Genomic DNA, 18,516 nt, shown 5'->3' on the forward strand with positions numbered 1-18,516 from the left:
CGTTGTCAATGGAGAACAACGGATTTATAAAGGCGTACTACTGTGTAACGGACATGATTTGTGCAAACGGTTTCCAGAATTTGATGGACAATTTCACGGGGAATTTATTCTTTCTAAAGATTTCAAAAAACCAGAGCAACTCCGGGATACACGAGTGCTAGTGATTGTCGGTGTATTCTCAGCCTGTGATATTGCCGCCGAAGCCGCGCGGGTAAGCCGTAAGAGTGTTTTAAGTATGCGTGAATCCGTCTGGTTTATTCCTAAAACATTTGCTGGAGTCCCGATAGCTGATATAGTGCGATGGTGGATGCCAGAATGGTTTCAACGGATGGTGATGTACGGCATCATTCGTCTGACATTTGGAACTCATCAAGACTATGGTTTATCTAAACCGAACCATCGCATTTTTGAGAAACACCCCACGTTAAATAATGAAGTCCCCTACTATATTAAACATGGTCGAATTATTGCCAAGCCTGGGGTGCGTCGGCTTCAGGGAAAAAAAGTCGAGTTTGTCGATGGGAGTGAGCAAGAATTTGATTTAATTGTTTGTGCTACTGGCTATCATGTTGCCTACCCCTTCTTACCGGAGGAACTTCAGCGCGTTGAAGGATCTGTGGTTAAATGTTATGGTAGCTCATTTATTGAGGATTACAAGGGAGTCTATTACATTGGCTGGGGACAAGCGCGGGGCGGAGTTGGCTCATTGATAGCGGCTTACGGTCCCTATTTTACCCGTTGTCTGCAACTCCAGGATCAAATTAATGTGCCGCTAGGGTTGGTGTTTAAAGAAATGGGACAAGAGTTACCCACGACGCATTTATCTGATCCGCAGCAAATTTTTAGGCAGTTAAAACAGGCTCATTTTTTCTTTAACTGGATTGCTAAAAAAGCGGATCAAGTTGATGCCAAATATCCTAACTTTGAGAACCGTCCACTCCCGGCTAAACAATGACAGAAAAAAGGCAGAAAAATTCAATGGATTTATCCCCAGTTGTAGGGGCGCGTTTAGGGACTAAATTCAGCCATGGGTGAAATAACTGAACAACCTCACGGGGGGGCTTATCTATGGGGTAAAATTACCAGGCATAATCGCACCTCTGAGATCCGTACTCTCAAGCTGAGTATCTGTCAGATTTGCCGCCGTTAAATCAGCGTTTCTTAGGTAAGCGCCCTTAAGATCTGCATCAATCAAATTCGCCTCTCTCAAATTGGCATTCTCTAAATTAGCACTTTGCAAATTCGCCCCCTGAAGGTTAGCTTCACTCAAATTAGCCTCTCTCAAGTCAACGGTTCTTAGATTCATTTCCCTCAAGTCAGCGCCACTCAAATCACATCCAGCACATTCACCCGTTTGCTGCAATTGCTGGATTTCAGGTAGAGACGCGCCATGGCGCGTCTCTACTAACCGCACAGGATTGGTAATCCGAGACGCGATCGCGAAACCTGTACCCATCACCGCCAACACCCCCAGTTTCAATACCAACATCGGCGTAATTCCAGACTGGAGTAACTGAAACTGATCCAAGGTTGGCGAATTTCCCACCACATCAATCGGTAACAATTCCGCCAGCGCCGTCGCCGCATTGGGGAAGCGATCGCGCAATTTAGGTGCGACCATTTTATCCAGCCAGGTGATAAACTGAGGATTCAGACCCGATACCAGAGATTTATAGTTAATTCGACAGTCCTCATCCATTAAATTGCCAATATCAGCCGATTTAGTTTGAGTCAGTAAACAAATCAACGTTACCCCTAAACCATATAAATCAGACGCTTCGGTGAGTTGACGATTAAACATCTGTTCTGGTGGCATAAATCCTAACGTTCCCTTCACCACACTACTCGCCGCCAAATCATCCCCAAACGCACGCGCTAAACCAAAATCGATTAAATAAACCTTAATCTGGGGGGAACGTTCGACTAAAATATTTTCCGGCTTAATATCTCGATGGATAATCGGCGGAACTTGCTGTTGTAGGTAAACCAACACCTCCAAGAGTGCGATCGCAATTTGTTTAACCTCCTCTGGGGTAAAGGATTGGGGAACGGCTAAAGAGGGGGCTTGTTTGTATTCCTGAATTAAGCAAAAGCCATCCGGCGTTTCAAATGCATCCAGGTACTGAGGAATACTAGGACAATCCAGTTGTTGCAGCAGAGTAATTTCCCGTTCATGGGCGTCAAAATCTGACCAATTCGCACCCGTTTTGGCAAATTGAAATTGTTTAATCACCACCGATTGTTCTGTGGAGTGATGAGTGGCTAAATAAGTGACTCGTCCACTACTGCGGTTGTGTCCCAATTCCCGCTGAATATGATAACCTTGCTGGAAAAATTCGGGGTAGTTATTATTTGAGTTTTGAATAATATAATTCATGGCAATAATCACAATAATGCGTTTTTTTAGGTTTTGATAAAATACTTAATCCCTCAACTAAAGTTGGGGCTAAAAGCTTAAACCCGTTGAAACGGGTTCAAAGGCTTGCCCACTTTCAGCCGTAAATTTATTTCCTAGCGTCTGAGTTAGCGACATTCTGCTTCAGTCAGCGCCATTCTGCTTAAGTTGAAACTAAGGGTAAATGCGTTACCCCTACTGATTATCTCTACAGCGATTTTGCCCGCTTCACTAACCGAATAAACTCGGCTCGGTATCCATCTAAATCTGCCCCCTGAGATTGACTAGCAAGCTGTAAAACATGATCAAGATTACCATTGCCTTTGTACTGCGATTCTCTCAATACCATACCAAATTCAGCAACAGATGCCGAGAATTTAAAGTTATTCGAGGCTTGCACTAAAGTTAATCCCTGATCCACAACGGGTGCGGTAATCAGTTGAGAAGTATCCTGATCCGGTTGCTTATATCGTAACTTCACCTGCATTAACTCATTCCCGGAAAATGTCATCGATTCATCGGTTTTTTGTTGAGAGTCTACAATATCAACATCCGATAACGAGACATCACTCTTCACTCCCACGGGAATAATTTCATAGAGGGCGGTAACAGAATGACCCGCACCTAACTCGCCAGCGTCTTTTTTATCATCCTGAAACGCTTCATTTTGCAGCCGCCGATTTTCATAACCGATTAGCCGATAGCCTTGTACTTTTTCCGGGTTAAATCCCACTTGAATTTTCATATCCTTGGCGATGGTGAGTAGAGTTCCGCCAATTTCATTCACTAGGACTTTATTCGCTTCTAGGATATTGTCAATATATGCATAATTGCCATTGCCTTTATTGGCGATTTTTTCCATCTTGGCATCTTGGAGATTGCCTGTGCCAAATCCTAACACGGTAAGGAAAATGTCTTGCTCTCGTTTCTCTTCAATCAGGTTAACCAATTGCTCATCGCTAGAGATACCGACATTGAAATCTCCATCAGTGGCGAGAATCACGCGGTTATTACCCGATTCGATAAAGTTATCTTGAGCCAGTTTATATGCCAGCTTGATTCCCTGACCTCCAGCCGTTGATCCTCCGGCATCGAGTTTATCAATTGCTGCTAATATAGTATCCTTTTGGTTTCCGGGTGTTGGCGGTAGCACTGTCCCCGCCGCCCCCGCATAGACAACAATACTAACCTTATCTTCGTCGCGTAATTGGTCAACTAGTAATCGGAATGCTTCTTTGAGTAAAGGGAGTTTATTGGCGTCCGACATAGACCCGGAAACATCCAACAAAAAGACCAGATTACTGGGCGGTAAATTTTCGGTCGAAATACTTTTACCTTGCAAACCAATGTGAACTAATTTGTGTTTTGGATTCCAAGGTGCTTCGGCAACTTCTGTGGTGATAGAAAAAGGTTGATCCGCTTTAGGTTGGGGATAATCGTAAGTAAAATAGTTAATTAATTCTTCAACCCGCACCGCATCGGGGGGTGGAAGTTGACCTTCATTGATAAAGCGCCGCATGTTACTATACGAAGCAGCATCGACATCAATGGAAAACGTAGAGAGGGGATTGCTGCTAGCGTTTAAAAAGGGATTTTCGGGGATAGTGCTGTAGGTTTCGCGGTTAGATGCTTCGGGATCTGGACGTAGACCCTGGAGGCGATCTAAACTCTGTGATTGCTGGGCTTGCGGCGCGAATTTAGTCCCCGGCAAGTTCTCTGCATCTGATTGAGTCTCTGGGAGGGAAGCTGCCTCGGGTGAGACTTTCATTGGAGCCTGTTCGCTAGGAGCTTCAGACGTATAGTTTCCTCCTTCTCCCCCTTCGCAAGCAACGGTAAGCGCTCCCAATACAGCAGCTAGTCCTAAAGTTGCGATCGCTCTCTGTCTGGTTTTCATGATTTCCCCTTCAGACTGAGCCTCAGTCTGTTCTATAACAAAGTTTAACAACTAACCATTTGCGGTTGTAACATCTCCGTTTTACTATTAAGGCTTAGAATTAGACCCCCTGGTTGCTAAAACTGTAACATAGGCGATTAGTCCAGAAGATTCCGGGGTTCCAAACGGGTTACAATTTTCAATGATATAGCGTATGCACTTATCTCTCAAGGCTTCGGGACTTATGCAATTTGGGGTTAGCGTTGGAAACAGAGCCAGATATGGCTTTCGTTACACTGATGCTATCCTACAAATGTAGCGCAGTAGTTATTTAGTGTTTTTATCTAGTTTTTGATTATGAAAGCAAAACGTACTATTCACTGGAACAAGCTAGCCGAAATTCAAGAATTAAAAGAGTTTTTTGCAGAGGATTTTCAGACATTCAAAAATCTCATAGAAAAGCATATTGAAGAATTTGAAGAATTTGCTGATGAAGCGCTAGATAAGTTTGCCAAACTGCGGGTTTTAGAAGTAACCAATGGTTGTACTCAATGGGCATTTCGTCGCGGCGATAAAGAAGCTTTATCGGTAGAACAAACCCGTGAATGTATGAATCTACTGATGGGTTTTATAAAACGAACAGAATTATATTTTCCGAGTGAAGGGCAACTTGAATTTGACGACGAACAAAAAGCATTTATTCAAGAAGCACGATCGCTCTACAAAAACGCATTTAAGGAAAATAATAAGGAATCAGAACGAAAATATTATGCGGCATCCACAGCCCAGTTTATTGTCTATGGTCATGAACGGGTACAGCAAGCCATGGCATTAGTCAAGCAAGATTATGAAACTCTTTTTTCGCCTTACTACATTGGACGGGGACAAAAATATATTGCCCCGTATTTAGAAGGATTTGAATAGTCTGTTTGGTAATATCTGCTGGAATCCTCATCCAATTTTTTGAGTAAAATGTACACCATAACTCAAGTGTGCCAATCGACAAACAGAGCATAGAGATAGGCGATTGCTTCCCCAATCAGGGTTCGTACTCCTTCGCTAGATTGCCACCATTGTTGCGGATCATACTCTTGAGGTTCAGCCGCAATCACACCAACTCGGATTTTTGGTTCCAATACGGCTTTAAATATAATCCAGCTTCGACGGGCATGAGGTCCCAACGAATAGAGATTAATCGATTTTACCTCTAATTCGGATGTCGATAACCATTCCCGTAGGGCGATGGCGCTTGCTTGAGTCCGATGTTTAATTACATTGGGGGCGGGAACAGCCACCAGTTGTTCTGGGTTAAATCCCAAGGTGATAAATGTAGCGGCGGTGAGTTCGGCAAAATTTTTGTATTCGGCTAAATAATATCCCTTGGAGACAGGTAAACCGGTGGTAATTAGGTAATTATAAGACCCGCGTTGGAAAAGTGCGATCGCGTCTTTAATGGCGTAATCTGGTATCCAGCCTTCCACCACCATGACATCAGCCGCCACGGGAGAGTTAACCGCCAGGAATGGATAGATAATGTTGAGGGTGAATAGCATGAGAGAAAGTATACAAATCAGTGTCACTATCCATCCCTGAATAGTCAGAGTCCACTGGATTTTGCGATGAATTAAACGAATTTTGATTTTAGCAGTTAACTTTCTGAACGGCTGTAATTTTTTTTTACCATGTTAGATTTAACCACTTCCATTAGTTGTTAGATTACCAAATAACTTATCCCATTGCCGTTCTTTTCAATTCATGATTTGTGTTCTTTCAATAGAGTTACTTATTACCAACAATATCCTATCCATTACAGCCGTAACCATTCCCTCAAGTCATCCTCCCTTAAGTTGCGCTATCATATCGGCGGGATTCCAGTAAGCACGAGTGCTTTGAATTTTACCCGCTTCATTCACCTCAAAAACGGTGATTCCTTCAAACGTTATAGTTTTGTCACTCTTACTGAGTCCCTGCATTGTCCACTTAACCGCCGCTTCATTCCCCGCTACAAAAATATGCTCGATTGTCGATTCCAGTTGTTTAAATACTCCCTGTAGCTGAGCAAAAAATTCCTCAAATCCTTCATGAACTTTTGTGGGAGGTTGTCCTACCGGATCATAACTGACAGCATCTTCGGCAAAGTCGTCCAGCCAACCGTCGGGATTCATCGCTGCCACTTTGGTAAAATAAGTCCTGACCAGTGTTTCCATCGGTTTTGTTGACATTGTTTTATTCTCCATTGCTGAATACGTCTAGAGTCAAATTGGTATTATTGGACTGCTGATACTCAGGTATAATTGATAAAGTCAATTTTAATCCACAATTTTAGTTTTTATTAGTGGGTTACGGCGGATATCTCAATTAAGGTATTATTTACCCAGATTAAACTTCCGCCTAACCCACCCTACAAAGAATTAATATTGTCTTTATGAATGACTCTAAATTGAGTTGGCAAGTCCTGGAGATATTCACTCCCTAATTTTGATTGGGTTAATTCAACTATTCAGTTTCCACGAAAACGGTAACGGCGGCAACAGCAATTAGCATTTCGTCATTTTTATCATTGAGTTCAGGAATGGCTCGACCTTGAACCACCATTCCCCCGGATTGCACGGTGAGTGATTTTTGTCCAAATGGTAATACAGCGAGAACCTCTTCCTGTCGCACTTGTTCCGGATAAGGTACGGCGACTTGCACCTCTACAATCATTTGATTGGGATCGCTCAAACCTGCAACTTCCCAGACACCAGGTAAGGCGTTGTGCGCGATCGCGTTCCGCACAGCCCTAGATGCAGCTACAGTGGGTTCTTGTCCATGTTGGTCTACCCCCATACCCATTTCAATAATTAAGCGTTTGCGAGTCATAGTGCTTTCTTGATTAGCTCAACGTTCAACCGAGATTGCCTCTAAATTTAACAGTTGGCGCGTTTCATCGGCGGCTTCCTGCATCAACCTGGTTATCTCGTTATTATCAACTCGTTGAGCAAGAGCGGTTCTGGTAATTAATTTACTCAGATATTTCTGTAAGATAAAAGAGGCTTGAGCATACTGAGGAATGGGAGGGCGCACTATTGAATTTTTGACTGCCTCTTTCAAGGACGGTAAATAGGGATATTTAGCGGTAATTTCTGGGTCATCAAATAACGCTTCTCGACTGGGTAAATATCCTTTCTCTAAAATTAACTTTTTCTGAGCCGCTTGACTGGTAAAATATTGAATCGCTTTCCAGGCTTTATCTTGATGTTTTGAATTCTTCGCTATGCCTAAGCCCCAACTCCCATTACAGGCACTTGGACGTAAACTATTATTAGTTGGATTGCTTGAAAGATTCAAGACTTGTACGCCGATATTAGCGGGATCAGTAAATTGGTTCCATACATAGGGCCACTGCCGTAGGAATATCGTATTTTGCTCTTGGTTAAACGTTTCCAATGATTCTTCTTCGCTGTATAAGATAACTTCTGGCGACGAAATTTTATCTCGAATTGTATTGAGTAAAAACTGGACAGCTTGTTCAGCCGCAGGTTGATCCAATCCTACCTCTAAACTTTCCGACTCAATCCAGAATCCACCATAGCTTTCTAATACCTCGACAAAGGTAGCCACCAATCCTTCATACCGCCATCCCTGCCATAAATAAACGCCTTGAGAGTTCCCTTGGTTTTGCCAAGTTTTAGCAAAGGCTGTCAATTGTTGTAAGGTGGCAGGTGGCTGAGTATTACCCAGTAAATTTTTGCGGTAGTATAAGAGACCAATATCTGAACGCAAAGGCATCCGATAGAGCTTACCCTTATATTCTCCTGCATCAATCGCACTTGGTAAAAATCCTTCGTTTATCAGGGTATCTTTAGCCGTCCATTCATATAGATTAACCAGACACCCCTTAGCAGCAAACTCCGGCATCCAGATAATATCTGTATAGACTAAATCATAAAGTGAATTTCCCGCTTGACACTCGCGAACAAAATCCTCTTTCAGCCGATAGGTTATGTCACCTGCTAGGTTGGTTCTCGTTCTCAAATTAATCCGGATTTTGGGATGGCTCTGGTGAAAGTCCGTGATTAACGACTGCCAAGCCGAGGCTTCATCAGCCGGAACAAATAAGGTTAAATGCGTGGGGGACCACGTTAAATAGATCAGTAATAATAGTAAAACTTGGATAACGGCAACGAATACCCAGATGGAACGGGAATTAAGTCGTCGGCTGAATTGTCCAAGTCTTTGTACAATCTGCTTAGTTTTCATAACCTGTCCTTGAACAAGGTGACGGGTCAAACTTTTTCATAAGACAAGGGATCTTGTAGTCCGAGTTCAGCAAAAGCAGCAAGCCGCAAGCGACAAGAATCACAGACACCACAAGCCACCTCACCCCCAGCATAGCAAGACCAAGTTTCGTGCCAAGGCACTCCCAGTTTATTGCCTAACTCGATAATTTCTGTTTTTTTTAGCTGAATTAGCGGGGTAATAATTTGAATCGGTTCTCCCTCGCGCCCCTGTTTTGTGCCGAGGCGAAAGACTTCCTGCATGGCTTGGATATAATCAGGACGGCAATCGGGGTAACCGGAATAATCTAACGCATTAACACCCAGATAGAGGGCTGTAGCACCGATCGCTTCTGCGTAGGATAGCCCAAAACTGAGAAAAATGGTATTACGTGCGGGGACGTAAGTAATGGGAATACTCTGGGACATCTGCTGGAGCGATCGCGTCTGGGGCAAATCGAGGGTATCATCCGTTAAGGCTGAACCTCCCCACTGGCTTAAGTCAAAGCGTACCACCTGATGGTCTTTGACACCTGCACCTTTAGCAATTGCGATCGCGGATTCGAGTTCCCGTTGATGTCGCTGTTGATAATTAAAGGATATAGCATAACACTCATAGCCCTCTGCCTTAGCTTGATAGAGAACTGTAGACGAATCCAATCCACCGGACAATAAAACTACAGCTTTCGACATCTTTACCCCCGTCATCTGTTATTTGTCATTCGTCATTTGTGATAATTGAACGGTTAGGTGGGGGCGGGTTTAGTTATATCAGGGTGCAAAGCAAACGTTAGCGGTAAAACCCGCCCCTACAATTCCCTTGTCTCCTCCCATCCCCTCCAGCTTCCCCAGCTTCCCCAGCTCCCCCAGCTCCCTCAGCTCCCTCAGCTCCCTCAGCTCCCCCCGCACCCGGAACCCCTCAGCCCAAAATGGACAACCCAAAAACTGACACATTTACCTACACCTAAAGTAACCGTAAACCCACAATGAAAACAGAATAGCCGTCCGAAAGACTTCCGTTATCTGGCAAATTGGGGCAATCTTTGGAATTCTTCACATTTAAAGGTGCTGTGGTACTATCTGGATGGTTTAAGGCGGCTCAACATAAGTAAATTGACTTAGTTCCCGTGGTGGAGGAGCATATAAGAGTGCAAGATAGCATGTATCAAAGACATCTGGATACTCATGTCCAACGTAGCCTGCCGCAGCCAATCCGAATTGGCGTGATTGGCGTTGGTAACATGGGACAGCATCATGCCCGCGTTTTGAGTCTTTTGAAAGACGTGGAAATGGTAGGCGTATCAGACATTAACGTAGAACGGGGTTTGGACACGGCAAGTAAATACCGTGTTCGCTTCTTTGAGGATTATCGCGATTTACTCCCTTATGTGGATGCGGTTTGTATTGCCGTACCCACCCGACTACATTATGAAGTGGGAATGACCTGTTTGCGATCAGGGGTTCATGCCTTAATCGAAAAACCGATTGCCGCCAGTATCGCTGAGGCAGAATCCCTAGTCAACGCGGCGGCTGAGTATCAATGTATTCTGCAAGTGGGTCACATTGAACGGTTTAATCCTGCCTTTCAAGAACTTAGCAAAGTCTTGAAGACTGAGAAATTGCTGGCACTAGAGGCGCATCGCATGAGTCCCTATTCCCACAGAGCTAATGATGTTTCTGTGGTTCTGGATTTAATGATCCACGATATTGACCTGCTGATGGAATTAGCGGATGCGCCCGTGATCCAATTGACGGCGAGTGGTAGCAATGCCTCGGAGTCGGGGCATTTAGATTATGTCACCGCTAATTTAGTTTTTGCTAATGGCATTGTGGCAACACTTACTTCTAGTAAAGTAACCCATCGTAAAATCCGTCGCATTGCCGCCCATTGTAAAAATTCCCTCACAGAAGCCGATTTTCTCAATAATGAAATTCTGATTCATCGGCAAACGACGGCTAATTGTGAAACCGACTATGGTCAGGTTCTCTATCGCCAAGATGGATTAATTGAAAAGGTTTACACCAGTAATATCGAACCGCTATACGCCGAGTTAGAACATTTTGTCAACTGTGTGCGTGGCGGAAATCAACCCTCTGTCGGCGGTGAACAGGCGCTGAAAGCCCTCCGTTTAGCCAGTTTGGTTGAGCAGATGGCTCTGGATGGTCAAGTTTGGCATCATTTAGACCGAGAGCCTCATGAATTCAAGTCTCCCATGATTGCTGTGTCTTAATTGGAATGGTACTGAATTGAGGCGGGTGGGTTTCGACTGCGCTCAACCCGCTCGACTGCGCTCAACCCACCCTACTGTATAACAAGGGTTTCGGCGATTTCAAATGGCTTATTTTAGTGTCATTTGTCTGTGGTTTTGACTATTGACAAATGACGCTCAAGCGATCGCGCAATGACTTCACTCACCTGCTGATTACCCTGGGGACTTAAATGGATGTGATCCCGATACCAGGTTTCTGGGGTTGGCGCGTTGTTGAACAGGGGTAAACCATCGATATAGGGAATTTGCTGGTCTTCGGTAAACCCTTTGAGGCGATTTCGGGCTTTGATTTCATAATCACGGGGTCCGGGTTCGCCAATTTCCCTTAATAGGGGGGTCATGACTAGCAGAAACTCCGCCCCTGCTTCCTGAGAAAGCCTGTAAGCGTGACTAATGGCATCTAAGTTAAACCCAACGCGATCGCCCCCTTCAGCGCGGACAGCCGCCATTTCGGGGGGAGATTCGTAGGGCAAAAAACGATTGATTGCCTCAATCAGGGCTAACGGGGGTCGATGACTGGGGTAATTGCGATCGCGTCCCACGGGGATCGAGGTGGGGGCTGTGGCAAAGAGGTCATCGGTATTAATCACCAATACGACAGCTTGAGCATTGAACGTGCCAAACTTTTGCATATACGCCAATTCATTCCGAGGTCCCCAGGAATTGGCAGAGGCGTTGAGAACTTCGATTTGCTCAAACGCGGGTTGAGAGGTTAACGCTGTCAATTGAGTGGTCAGCAGGGCGGACAGGGTTTCGTCTTGGTCTGTCCACCAGCCCCCATTTACGATAGAATCCCCTAACAGTAAAACTCGCAGCGTAGAGGGCGATCGCTCGGGTGTAATCGCATCACTCCGCATGGAATAGGCGTTAATGGCAATCCGATTACCCATGCGAGTCGTCTTTTGGTTGGGGGCTAATAAATAGCCAATTTGCTCATCGGCGATATAAATCGGCGGTTTCCCCAAGCCCAAGAGTAAACGCAAGCCGACTTCCACTATCACCACCAATCCCAGCAACACTCCGAGAATGATTAATAACGCTTTCACCCAATCCTCTCCTTTTCTGATCGCCCATGATCAAAAATGACCACTATTGACCCTAATTTAGCCTGAGCAGGGTGTAGGGGCACGATATTATCGTGCTTAAGCTCAACCCTCACCCTCATCCCAAGCCAGCCCTCACCCCCAGCCCCTCTCCCAAGCTTGGGAGAGGGGAGCAAGAGCAGAGCATCCGATCCTCCTTCTCCCATGGAACAAAAAGCTCCCGCATCCTCTGGCTTCCCCATGGAACAAAAAGCTCCCGCATCCTCTGGCTTCCCCATGGAACAAAAAGCTCCCGCATCCTCTGGCTTCCCCATGGAACAAAAAGCTCCCGCATCCTCTGGTCTCCCCCATGGAACAAAAAGCTCCCGCATCCTTTGGCTTCCCCCTTTTGAAGGGGGACGGGAGGGGGATCTATAAGGGGGACGGGAGGGGGATCTAATAGGGGGACGGAAGGGGGATCTAATAGGGGGACGGGAGGGGGATCTGAAGGGGGACGGGAGGGGGATTCAAAGGGGGGAACGAGGGGGGACCGGAGTTGGGGTTAGGGGATGAGGGGGAAAATGTCGAGAAGTAGATAGACACAGATTAAAATTCAGCAACCCCTAAATGGAATTTTGTGATCAAAATGGTTAAGGCAAGATATATTCAAGTTGGGAAATCCCTTCAATCAGAATAGGAGTGTGTAACAGGATATGTCAGACCTAAATCGTGGCATCATGAAGTTTAAGGGAGCAGATAGTCCTCTGGCGATCGTGATTTCGACGGTGTTAGTTCTGGGGGGTATTGGGTTCCTACTTTGGTGGGCATTACAGACGGCTTACAATGTGGGTTAAGTGTCAATCTATGGCATAGGGAGTAGGATACTGATCACGTCACATCCTACTCTCTGTCTGTTTTCCAACCCAAACATTGCCGCCGAGGTTCCTCGCGATCGCGAATACGCACCAATCCATTCCGGTATGTCAACAAACGTTAAGGGACTAAAACCCGCTTCCCTTCTACCCTCTGTTCTCTTCTTTGCCCCATTTCCCCTGCCCGATTTTCCCTAAGGGTTTGGTAAGATAGCCTTCGCCAAAGTTTCGCCATTTTAGCTAACCCGGCGAGAAGCCCCACGCTCTAATCTTTGACCCTTGCGTGGGATGAATCGCCAGTATTAAAAGTTAATTTGTACCTGATTATTGGGTTTGCAGGTGTTATAATAAAATGCAAGTGAGGTGATAAAAATTGAAGCGAACCAAAGATACGTTCAAGTTGAATTACCAGTATCGGATTGTGCCGGACAAACAACAGGCTTGCCAGCTAAACAACTGGCTGCACAAACTATGCCGGATACATAATCTGATGCTAGAGGAAAGGTTTAACTGGTGGGAGTGTAACCGCCGCCCAGTCAATGCTTGCTCAATTTTTGTCACCCATTTACCAGAACTTAAAGACCCGCCAACCTATTACTCACAGAAACGGGTTCCCCATTGGTCAAGGGAAGCTTTTAAACACCTATACAAGGGAATTCACTCACAGGTAATTCAAGAGGCGATTAAGCGAGTAGAGGATGCGTTTAATCGTTTTGTTGCAGGAGATTCAAATGGGAAACGAAGTGGAAAACCTCGGTTTAAATCGCTGCGGCGATACCGGATATTTTCGATTCCCCAATTAAAACCAGATTGTCTCACCGTTGTTCCTAATCCTCATCGGCGCAAAAATGGTAGCACGCGGCGCGATATTGCTTATATAAACCTGCCCAAAATCGGTCAGGTTAAGCTTATCTATCATCGCCCAATCCCAGAAGGGTTCACTATTAAAGCGGCACTGGTGTCGCGTCGTGCCGATGGTTGGTATATCTGCTTAACCTTAGAGGACAAGACCGTTCCTAGTCTGAAATCACCAGAGATAGAAGCAACGGAAGAGAATTCCCTTGGCTTAGATGTGGGGCTAGAGAAGTTCTGGACAGCCTCAGATGGTGAGGTTGAACCAATTCAGCAACACTACCGTAAGTCTGAGTCAAAGCTGACAAAGTTGGCTAACCGTAAAGATAGTAAACCTCACCAATCAGCATCACGACGAAAGCTGGCGAAAAAGATATCGAAACACCACCAGAGGTTGCAGCGTAAGCGGAAGCAGTTTCATTATGAGTCGGCTACAAAACTGGTGAGTCGGGACGAGCAGGTATTCTTTGTCGAGGACATCAAGCCGGGAAACCTGTCCCGGAAAAACAAACCCAAGCAGGATGAAAATGGAAAATATTTACCCAATGGTCAGAGTGCCAAATCAGGCTTAAACAAGTCGATCAATGATGCTGGCTGGAGTCAATTCCTTTCAATTCTCACTTACAAAGCTGCGAAAGCTGGTAAGTCGGTGGTGAAAGTTAAACCCCATGATACAAGCCAGATATGTTCTTGTTGTAATCGTGATCAAGAAAAAGATTTATCTGTCCGAATACACGAATGTTTATGCGGATTGATTTTGGACAGAGACTGGAATGCCGCGATTAACATCAAGAAAGTGGGGCTGGGCATATTCCCCACTATAAAACGCCCCAAGCGTAGTCGTAAGACTACGACAAAGGAAGCCTACACTGTACCCGTAGGGTCAGTGTAGGAGGATGTCACCATGATCGCCTTACCAATCCCGATTTATCTACTTGCGGCGTCAGACATCGGTCCTCTTTTGGGCAATGTTTGGCTTGATGTTGCCGTACTGATTGTGATGTTCGTGCTGTCGGGTATGTTTTCGGGTTCAGAGACAGCAATCACGGCATTAGATAATCTTAAACTGAGAGCGCTGATTAAAGACCAAGGTGATCCCACTGGTATATTTCGCCTGGTTTTGGAGAAGCGATCGCGGTTTATTACGACGCTGCTGGTGGGCAATAATTTAATCAATAATTTTTCGGCGATTCTCACCAGTAATCTGTTCGCCTTGTGGCTGGGAAATGCGGGGTTAGGAATTGCAACTGCCGTTGTCACGTTTGTTGTCTTGATTTTTGGCGAAATTACGCCTAAATCCTTGGCAATTAATAATGTTTTGCCTGTGTTCCAGGCTGTGGTTCGCCCGATCTATTGGCTCTCGCGATTTTTATCCTTTTTTGGCATTATCTATTTTTTGGAAACCATTGCCCAGGCAGCGATTCGCTTTTTCCAGGGCGGGATTGTCCAAGAGGGGGAATCGGTGCGGGATCTGAAGTTAATGATTGAGGTGTTAGGGGGGAAAGGTATTCTGGATCTGGATAAGCATCAACTGTTGAGTAAAGCGTTGATGTTAGATAATTTAAGCGCTCGCGATGTGGTGAAACCACGGATTGAAATGCGGACAATTTCCCACGAGGAAACGTTACAAAATTTGGTGAATTTCTGTTTAGAAACTGGATATTCTCGGATTCCAGTTCAGGAAGAATCCAAAGATGAAATTGTCGGCATCGTTCACCTGAAGAAAGCACTTCAGTATTTAAGAGTTGCTCAACCGGAAGACGGTGATATTTCAGTTACAGCCGCTATGGACCCACCGATTTATGTGCCAGAAACAAATCGAGTGGCGAATTTACTTAAGGATATGTTACGACAGCGTTTTCATATTGTCATCATTGTGGATGAATACGGCGGTACGGTGGGATTGGTAACATTAGAAGACATTTTAGAGGAATTGGTAGGTGAAATCTATGATGAGAGCGATCGCCAGGTTCCTAATCGTTCTAGAGCTTAAATTGTCATTTGTCATTTATCCTTTGTCATTCGTAAAGGGTTGAGGACTATTTACAGAATTTGAATTGACGCGATCGCAAACTAAAAAGGATACAATGTATTGAGCGTCTATCATCGTTCTATGTCTGCCAAAGATCGATTTCACCAAGCTGTCAAGACTGGATTGATTAAGGACGGATGGACGATTACCCATGATCCACTATCCTTAGACATGGATAAGTTAACTCAATATCGTGATTGGATTCAACGAGTTTTAGAGAAATATAGTTAAGTTAAACCTGCAAATGGAGAAATTGAAGTCTATAAATTCTTTGATCGTCAAAATGACCACTATCAGGTTTTTCATGCAGGATGGAATCAATATCGTCGAGTGTTTGGTTCACTGATTCATATTGACATTATTGATGGCAAGATCTGGATTCAGTATGATGGAACAGAGGTGGGTGTGGCGAATGAATTAGTGGACTTCGGTGTACCTAAGCAGGATATTGTACTGGCTTATCATGCTCCCATAATGCGCCAATATGATGGGTTTGCGGTTGGGTAAATCTTTGGAAAAAATAGGTTGAGGTTGCTTACTATCTTAAACGCGATCGCATCCGGATAATGTAGGAGCGGGTTTAGGGATTCAATATAATAGGCAGACTTTCAACTGAATACAAAATTATACAGTGCTACAATAGTCAAATAACCGAATAACATAACTTTGTGGAAAAACTGAAATATAAAAATTATAATACAGTTCTTTGTGAGTGTTTTTATGAATATTGCTATTGTGATAGGTATTTCTAAGTATAATGCATACCAGGAAATTATTGCCTCTAAAGAAGATGCTATTCGTGTCAAGCAACTTCTGGATGCAACTGGAAAATATAAAGAAATACTATTTATAAATGAAAATACTGAATCGGAAACTGTTAAAGATAAAATACGTTCTTTTATTGATTTTCAAAAGAATGATAATGAGCAAAATATAGAAGAAGTTTTTTATTACTTTTCAGGACATGGGAAATTTGAAGACCAGGAATTTTATATGCTCTGTTCTGACTATGAAGAACAAAAACTAAATATGACGTCATTGCCTAATTCTGAAATTGATGATTTTCTCCGTATCGTGTCACCTAAATTGACGGTTAAAGTTATAGATGCATGTTATTCAGGATATCGATATCTAAAAGAGAATAATTTCATTAATTCTAATAATAATTTTTACAAAAATAATTTTGATCATCTTATTTTTATGGCATCGTCCCATGATGATCAACAATCTCAGATGATGATGGGACAAAGCTATTTTACTGAAAAATTTGTTGAGGGAGCTTTATCAGCAAAAATTGATGGAAAAGTTTTATATCGAGATATTCAAGCGTTTATTGCTGATGAGTTTAGAAAAATGAAAACACAAAATCCTTTGTTCACAGGTCAAAACACTGGAACTGAAATATTTGCGTCGTACACTGAAGACATGAAGCATTTGAAAGAGGAATGGTATTCAAGAGTTGAAGAATCGTCAAATCAAATGCAGGATAATATTGAATCAGACATATCAGCTTCAGATGAAAATGATTTAGTGGATAAAATTGAGAATATTTTAGAAGAAAAAGATTCTATGTTTATAGAAGAAGACCTTATTGAGGAAACATTAAATAATATGAAAGATCTCATTTTGCGTTATGAAATTAATGATCATGTAGTAAGTCGTTTTTATAAAATTGATTCAAACTGGGATAAGCAATTACGGCATCTTGACGAGAGTGATAGTCTTCTAAAAACTGCTGATCGAGAGACATGGTCGCAGCAATACTTGATTGAAATTGAAACAAAAACAATACAAGAGCCTTCTACTATTAACTTACTAGGATTTCCTTCTTATAGGACAGTAGAAAAACCTGCATCATTAAATACTTTACATTCGCTTCCCTATGAGGTAATTTGGATTGAATTTCACCCCATTGATAAGCTATCTATAGAACCATTTGTGGGTATAATCGCGCTCATCCATTCTGAAACACATATTATGACTCTTTTTCATAAAGGAAAAATGGTAAAGAATGGTTGGCGAAGCTTTGCAGTTGATTGGGATTCTATAAAATGGAGCAGACAAGTATTTTCGTGGAAGGATTTTATTGATAGTAAAACAGACTTCTGGAATGAATTGCTTGAAGAAATTATTCAAGCAATTAAAAGCTATTTGGTTAGCATTCTTTCAAAAAATAGCTAAAATGAATTTCTGTAATAGGGAGCGAAGACCTTGTGAAAAAATAGCCATCCAACAAACCTGGTGCAACCCAAAAGCCCACTTCTCGCAACTGTTCAAAAGTTATCTCTAAATTTAGTAAGCCAGACCTAGCAGCATCTTTCAAAATACCCAAAAGTCCAATAATTCTTAATCCGCGTTCCAACGCAATTCGTCTTGCTGCTTTATCATCCAAAATAACCAGATTAGCTTTAAGTTCTTCTGCTAGTAAAATTGCCTCTCGTTCACCCGGATCAAGTTTTTCCAGTTCAATACTTTGAGAAGTGTTGAGTAGCTGTATCTGAAGCCACTTGGGAGGATGAGTTATCCAACGTTTCACTACAGGAGGTGACTCAGACGCACTCAGTTCATCCGCAACAGTCTGAGGAATCGTGACAACATTGTACAGGACTGGTAATATTTCAATTTGGTTAATTAGCAACAAATAACAAATTGGAGAAGTGTCAGAGACAACAATCATTTAGATCTGAACTCCTTAAGAGTTTGAAGATCCTGTTCTAATTCAGATTCGTCATAGTTCAGATAAACTCCCATCCGCTTCAAAAAGGCGTGAGTTTCAAGACGAGATGGTAACTGGAGTATTTGACGCACTTCAGCCGTGTTTATTTTGCCACAGTGGTAAGCATCGGCAATAATAAATTCTAGCAGCCGACGGGAGAGACTCCCCTTTGTTTGGTCGAGTCGTTGGGCAATTTCATCAGGAATTTCAATGGTGATTTGCATA

Annotated in this window: 17 protein-coding genes and 1 pseudogene; 8 read left to right on the forward strand and 10 right to left on the reverse strand. The window is 43.5% G+C overall.

The window, feature by feature from the left end:
- Nucleotides 1–955 (forward strand): flavin-containing monooxygenase (locus tag RIB93_RS10695; RefSeq protein ID WP_446372767.1); only part of this gene is annotated, 955 nt, incomplete at its 5' end.
- Between the two features lie 111 nt (nt 956–1,066).
- Here RIB93_RS10695 and RIB93_RS10700 read toward each other — a convergent pair.
- A complete protein-coding gene (locus RIB93_RS10700) occupies nt 1,067–2,377 on the reverse strand; it encodes a serine/threonine protein kinase (protein ID WP_446372768.1) in 1,311 nt (436 codons plus the stop codon).
- Nucleotides 2,378–2,603: 226 nt separating this feature from the next.
- Nucleotides 2,604–4,289, reverse strand: a complete 1,686-nt coding sequence (locus tag RIB93_RS10705) for a vWA domain-containing protein (RefSeq protein WP_446372769.1) — start codon at nt 4,287–4,289, stop codon at nt 2,604–2,606.
- Nucleotides 4,290–4,625: 336 nt separating this feature from the next.
- Between RIB93_RS10705 and RIB93_RS10710 the strand changes: the two genes are divergently transcribed.
- Complete coding sequence (locus RIB93_RS10710; protein ID WP_446372770.1) at nt 4,626–5,192, forward strand: hypothetical protein; 567 nt, start codon at nt 4,626–4,628, stop codon at nt 5,190–5,192.
- A 62-nt stretch (nt 5,193–5,254) separates the two neighbouring features.
- Here the strand turns inward: RIB93_RS10710 and RIB93_RS10715 are convergent, their stop codons facing one another.
- The 5 genes from RIB93_RS10715 to queC all read right to left on the reverse strand — a co-directional run bounded on the left by RIB93_RS10715 (nt 5,255) and on the right by queC (nt 9,220).
- On the reverse strand, nt 5,255–5,821 hold the full coding sequence (locus tag RIB93_RS10715; protein WP_446372826.1) for a cytosine deaminase: 567 nt from the start codon (nt 5,819–5,821) through the stop codon (nt 5,255–5,257).
- A gap of 279 nt (nt 5,822–6,100) precedes the next feature.
- Nucleotides 6,101–6,490 (reverse strand): nuclear transport factor 2 family protein, encoded by a 390-nt coding sequence (locus tag RIB93_RS10720; RefSeq protein ID WP_446372771.1) that lies wholly within the window; start codon nt 6,488–6,490, stop codon nt 6,101–6,103.
- Between the two features lie 274 nt (nt 6,491–6,764).
- Entirely contained in the window at nt 6,765–7,130 is a 366-nt protein-coding gene (locus RIB93_RS10725; protein ID WP_446372772.1) for a Lin0512 family protein, read from the reverse strand.
- A gap of 18 nt (nt 7,131–7,148) precedes the next feature.
- Entirely contained in the window at nt 7,149–8,510 is a 1,362-nt protein-coding gene (locus RIB93_RS10730) for an extracellular solute-binding protein (protein ID WP_446372773.1), read from the reverse strand.
- A 26-nt stretch (nt 8,511–8,536) separates the two neighbouring features.
- On the reverse strand, nt 8,537–9,220 hold the full coding sequence (queC, locus tag RIB93_RS10735) for a 7-cyano-7-deazaguanine synthase QueC (RefSeq protein ID WP_446372774.1): 684 nt from the start codon (nt 9,218–9,220) through the stop codon (nt 8,537–8,539).
- Between the two features lie 467 nt (nt 9,221–9,687).
- Here queC and RIB93_RS10740 point away from each other — a divergent pair, with 467 nt between their 5' ends.
- The gene (locus RIB93_RS10740; RefSeq protein ID WP_446372775.1) at nt 9,688–10,758 is read left to right on the forward strand and encodes a Gfo/Idh/MocA family oxidoreductase; all 1,071 of its coding nucleotides are present in this window, start codon (nt 9,688–9,690) and stop codon (nt 10,756–10,758) included.
- A 119-nt stretch (nt 10,759–10,877) separates the two neighbouring features.
- On the opposite strand, the gene RIB93_RS10745 is transcribed toward RIB93_RS10740, so the two are convergent.
- A complete protein-coding gene (locus RIB93_RS10745) occupies nt 10,878–11,843 on the reverse strand; it encodes a GDSL-type esterase/lipase family protein (RefSeq protein WP_446372776.1) in 966 nt (321 codons plus the stop codon).
- 689 nt (nt 11,844–12,532) lie between these two features.
- Between RIB93_RS10745 and RIB93_RS10750 the strand changes: the two genes are divergently transcribed.
- The 5 genes and pseudogenes from RIB93_RS10750 (at nt 12,533) to RIB93_RS10770 (ending at nt 17,756) form a co-directional block, all read left to right on the forward strand.
- On the forward strand, nt 12,533–12,673 hold the full coding sequence (locus RIB93_RS10750) for a hypothetical protein (protein WP_446372777.1): 141 nt from the start codon (nt 12,533–12,535) through the stop codon (nt 12,671–12,673).
- 391 nt (nt 12,674–13,064) lie between these two features.
- Nucleotides 13,065–14,435: an RNA-guided endonuclease InsQ/TnpB family protein gene (locus tag RIB93_RS10755; protein ID WP_446372778.1), complete on the forward strand. Its 1,371-nt coding sequence runs from the start codon at nt 13,065–13,067 to the stop codon at nt 14,433–14,435.
- A gap of 12 nt (nt 14,436–14,447) precedes the next feature.
- Nucleotides 14,448–15,536: a hemolysin family protein gene (locus RIB93_RS10760; RefSeq protein WP_446372779.1), complete on the forward strand. Its 1,089-nt coding sequence runs from the start codon at nt 14,448–14,450 to the stop codon at nt 15,534–15,536.
- A 120-nt stretch (nt 15,537–15,656) separates the two neighbouring features.
- Nucleotides 15,657–16,082, forward strand: a pseudogene (locus RIB93_RS10765) (element excision factor XisI family protein).
- Nucleotides 16,083–16,295: 213 nt separating this feature from the next.
- Complete coding sequence (locus RIB93_RS10770; RefSeq protein WP_446372780.1) at nt 16,296–17,756, forward strand: caspase family protein; 1,461 nt, start codon at nt 16,296–16,298, stop codon at nt 17,754–17,756.
- On the opposite strand, the gene RIB93_RS10775 is transcribed toward RIB93_RS10770, so the two are convergent.
- Nucleotides 17,731–18,252 carry a DUF3368 domain-containing protein gene (locus tag RIB93_RS10775; protein WP_446372781.1) on the reverse strand — a complete coding sequence of 174 codons (522 nt, stop codon included), beginning with the start codon at nt 18,250–18,252 and terminating at the stop codon, nt 17,731–17,733. The genes RIB93_RS10770 and RIB93_RS10775 overlap by 26 nt on opposite strands.
- Nucleotides 18,249–18,515 carry a UPF0175 family protein gene (locus tag RIB93_RS10780; RefSeq protein ID WP_006103353.1) on the reverse strand — a complete coding sequence of 89 codons (267 nt, stop codon included), beginning with the start codon at nt 18,513–18,515 and terminating at the stop codon, nt 18,249–18,251. The genes RIB93_RS10775 and RIB93_RS10780 overlap by 4 nt, the downstream gene beginning before the upstream one ends.
- Between the last annotated feature and the right edge of the window lies 1 nt (nt 18,516).

Source organism: Coleofasciculus sp. D1-CHI-01 (assembly GCF_040218875.1).
GTDB lineage: Bacteria > Cyanobacteriota > Cyanobacteriia > Cyanobacteriales > Coleofasciculaceae > Coleofasciculus.

What these genes read in the sequence shown, in the direction of transcription:
- RIB93_RS10700 (WP_446372768.1), bottom strand. Translation starts at nt 2,377, where the DNA reads ATGAATTATATTATTCAAAACTCAAATAATAACTACCCCGAATTTTTC.
- RIB93_RS10705 (WP_446372769.1), bottom strand. Translation starts at nt 4,289, where the DNA reads ATGAAAACCAGACAGAGAGCGATCGCAACTTTAGGACTAGCTGCTGTA.
- RIB93_RS10710 (WP_446372770.1), top strand. Translation starts at nt 4,626, where the DNA reads ATGAAAGCAAAACGTACTATTCACTGGAACAAGCTAGCCGAAATTCAA.
- RIB93_RS10715 (WP_446372826.1), bottom strand. Translation starts at nt 5,821, where the DNA reads ATGCTATTCACCCTCAACATTATCTATCCATTCCTGGCGGTTAACTCT.
- RIB93_RS10720 (WP_446372771.1), bottom strand. Translation starts at nt 6,490, where the DNA reads ATGTCAACAAAACCGATGGAAACACTGGTCAGGACTTATTTTACCAAA.
- RIB93_RS10725 (WP_446372772.1), bottom strand. Translation starts at nt 7,130, where the DNA reads ATGACTCGCAAACGCTTAATTATTGAAATGGGTATGGGGGTAGACCAA.
- RIB93_RS10730 (WP_446372773.1), bottom strand. Translation starts at nt 8,510, where the DNA reads ATGAAAACTAAGCAGATTGTACAAAGACTTGGACAATTCAGCCGACGA.
- queC (WP_446372774.1), bottom strand. Translation starts at nt 9,220, where the DNA reads ATGTCGAAAGCTGTAGTTTTATTGTCCGGTGGATTGGATTCGTCTACA.
- RIB93_RS10740 (WP_446372775.1), top strand. Translation starts at nt 9,688, where the DNA reads ATGTATCAAAGACATCTGGATACTCATGTCCAACGTAGCCTGCCGCAG.
- RIB93_RS10750 (WP_446372777.1), top strand. Translation starts at nt 12,533, where the DNA reads ATGTCAGACCTAAATCGTGGCATCATGAAGTTTAAGGGAGCAGATAGT.
- RIB93_RS10760 (WP_446372779.1), top strand. Translation starts at nt 14,448, where the DNA reads ATGATCGCCTTACCAATCCCGATTTATCTACTTGCGGCGTCAGACATC.
- RIB93_RS10770 (WP_446372780.1), top strand. Translation starts at nt 16,296, where the DNA reads ATGAATATTGCTATTGTGATAGGTATTTCTAAGTATAATGCATACCAG.
- RIB93_RS10775 (WP_446372781.1), bottom strand. Translation starts at nt 18,252, where the DNA reads ATGATTGTTGTCTCTGACACTTCTCCAATTTGTTATTTGTTGCTAATT.
- RIB93_RS10780 (WP_006103353.1), bottom strand. Translation starts at nt 18,515, where the DNA reads ATGCAAATCACCATTGAAATTCCTGATGAAATTGCCCAACGACTCGAC.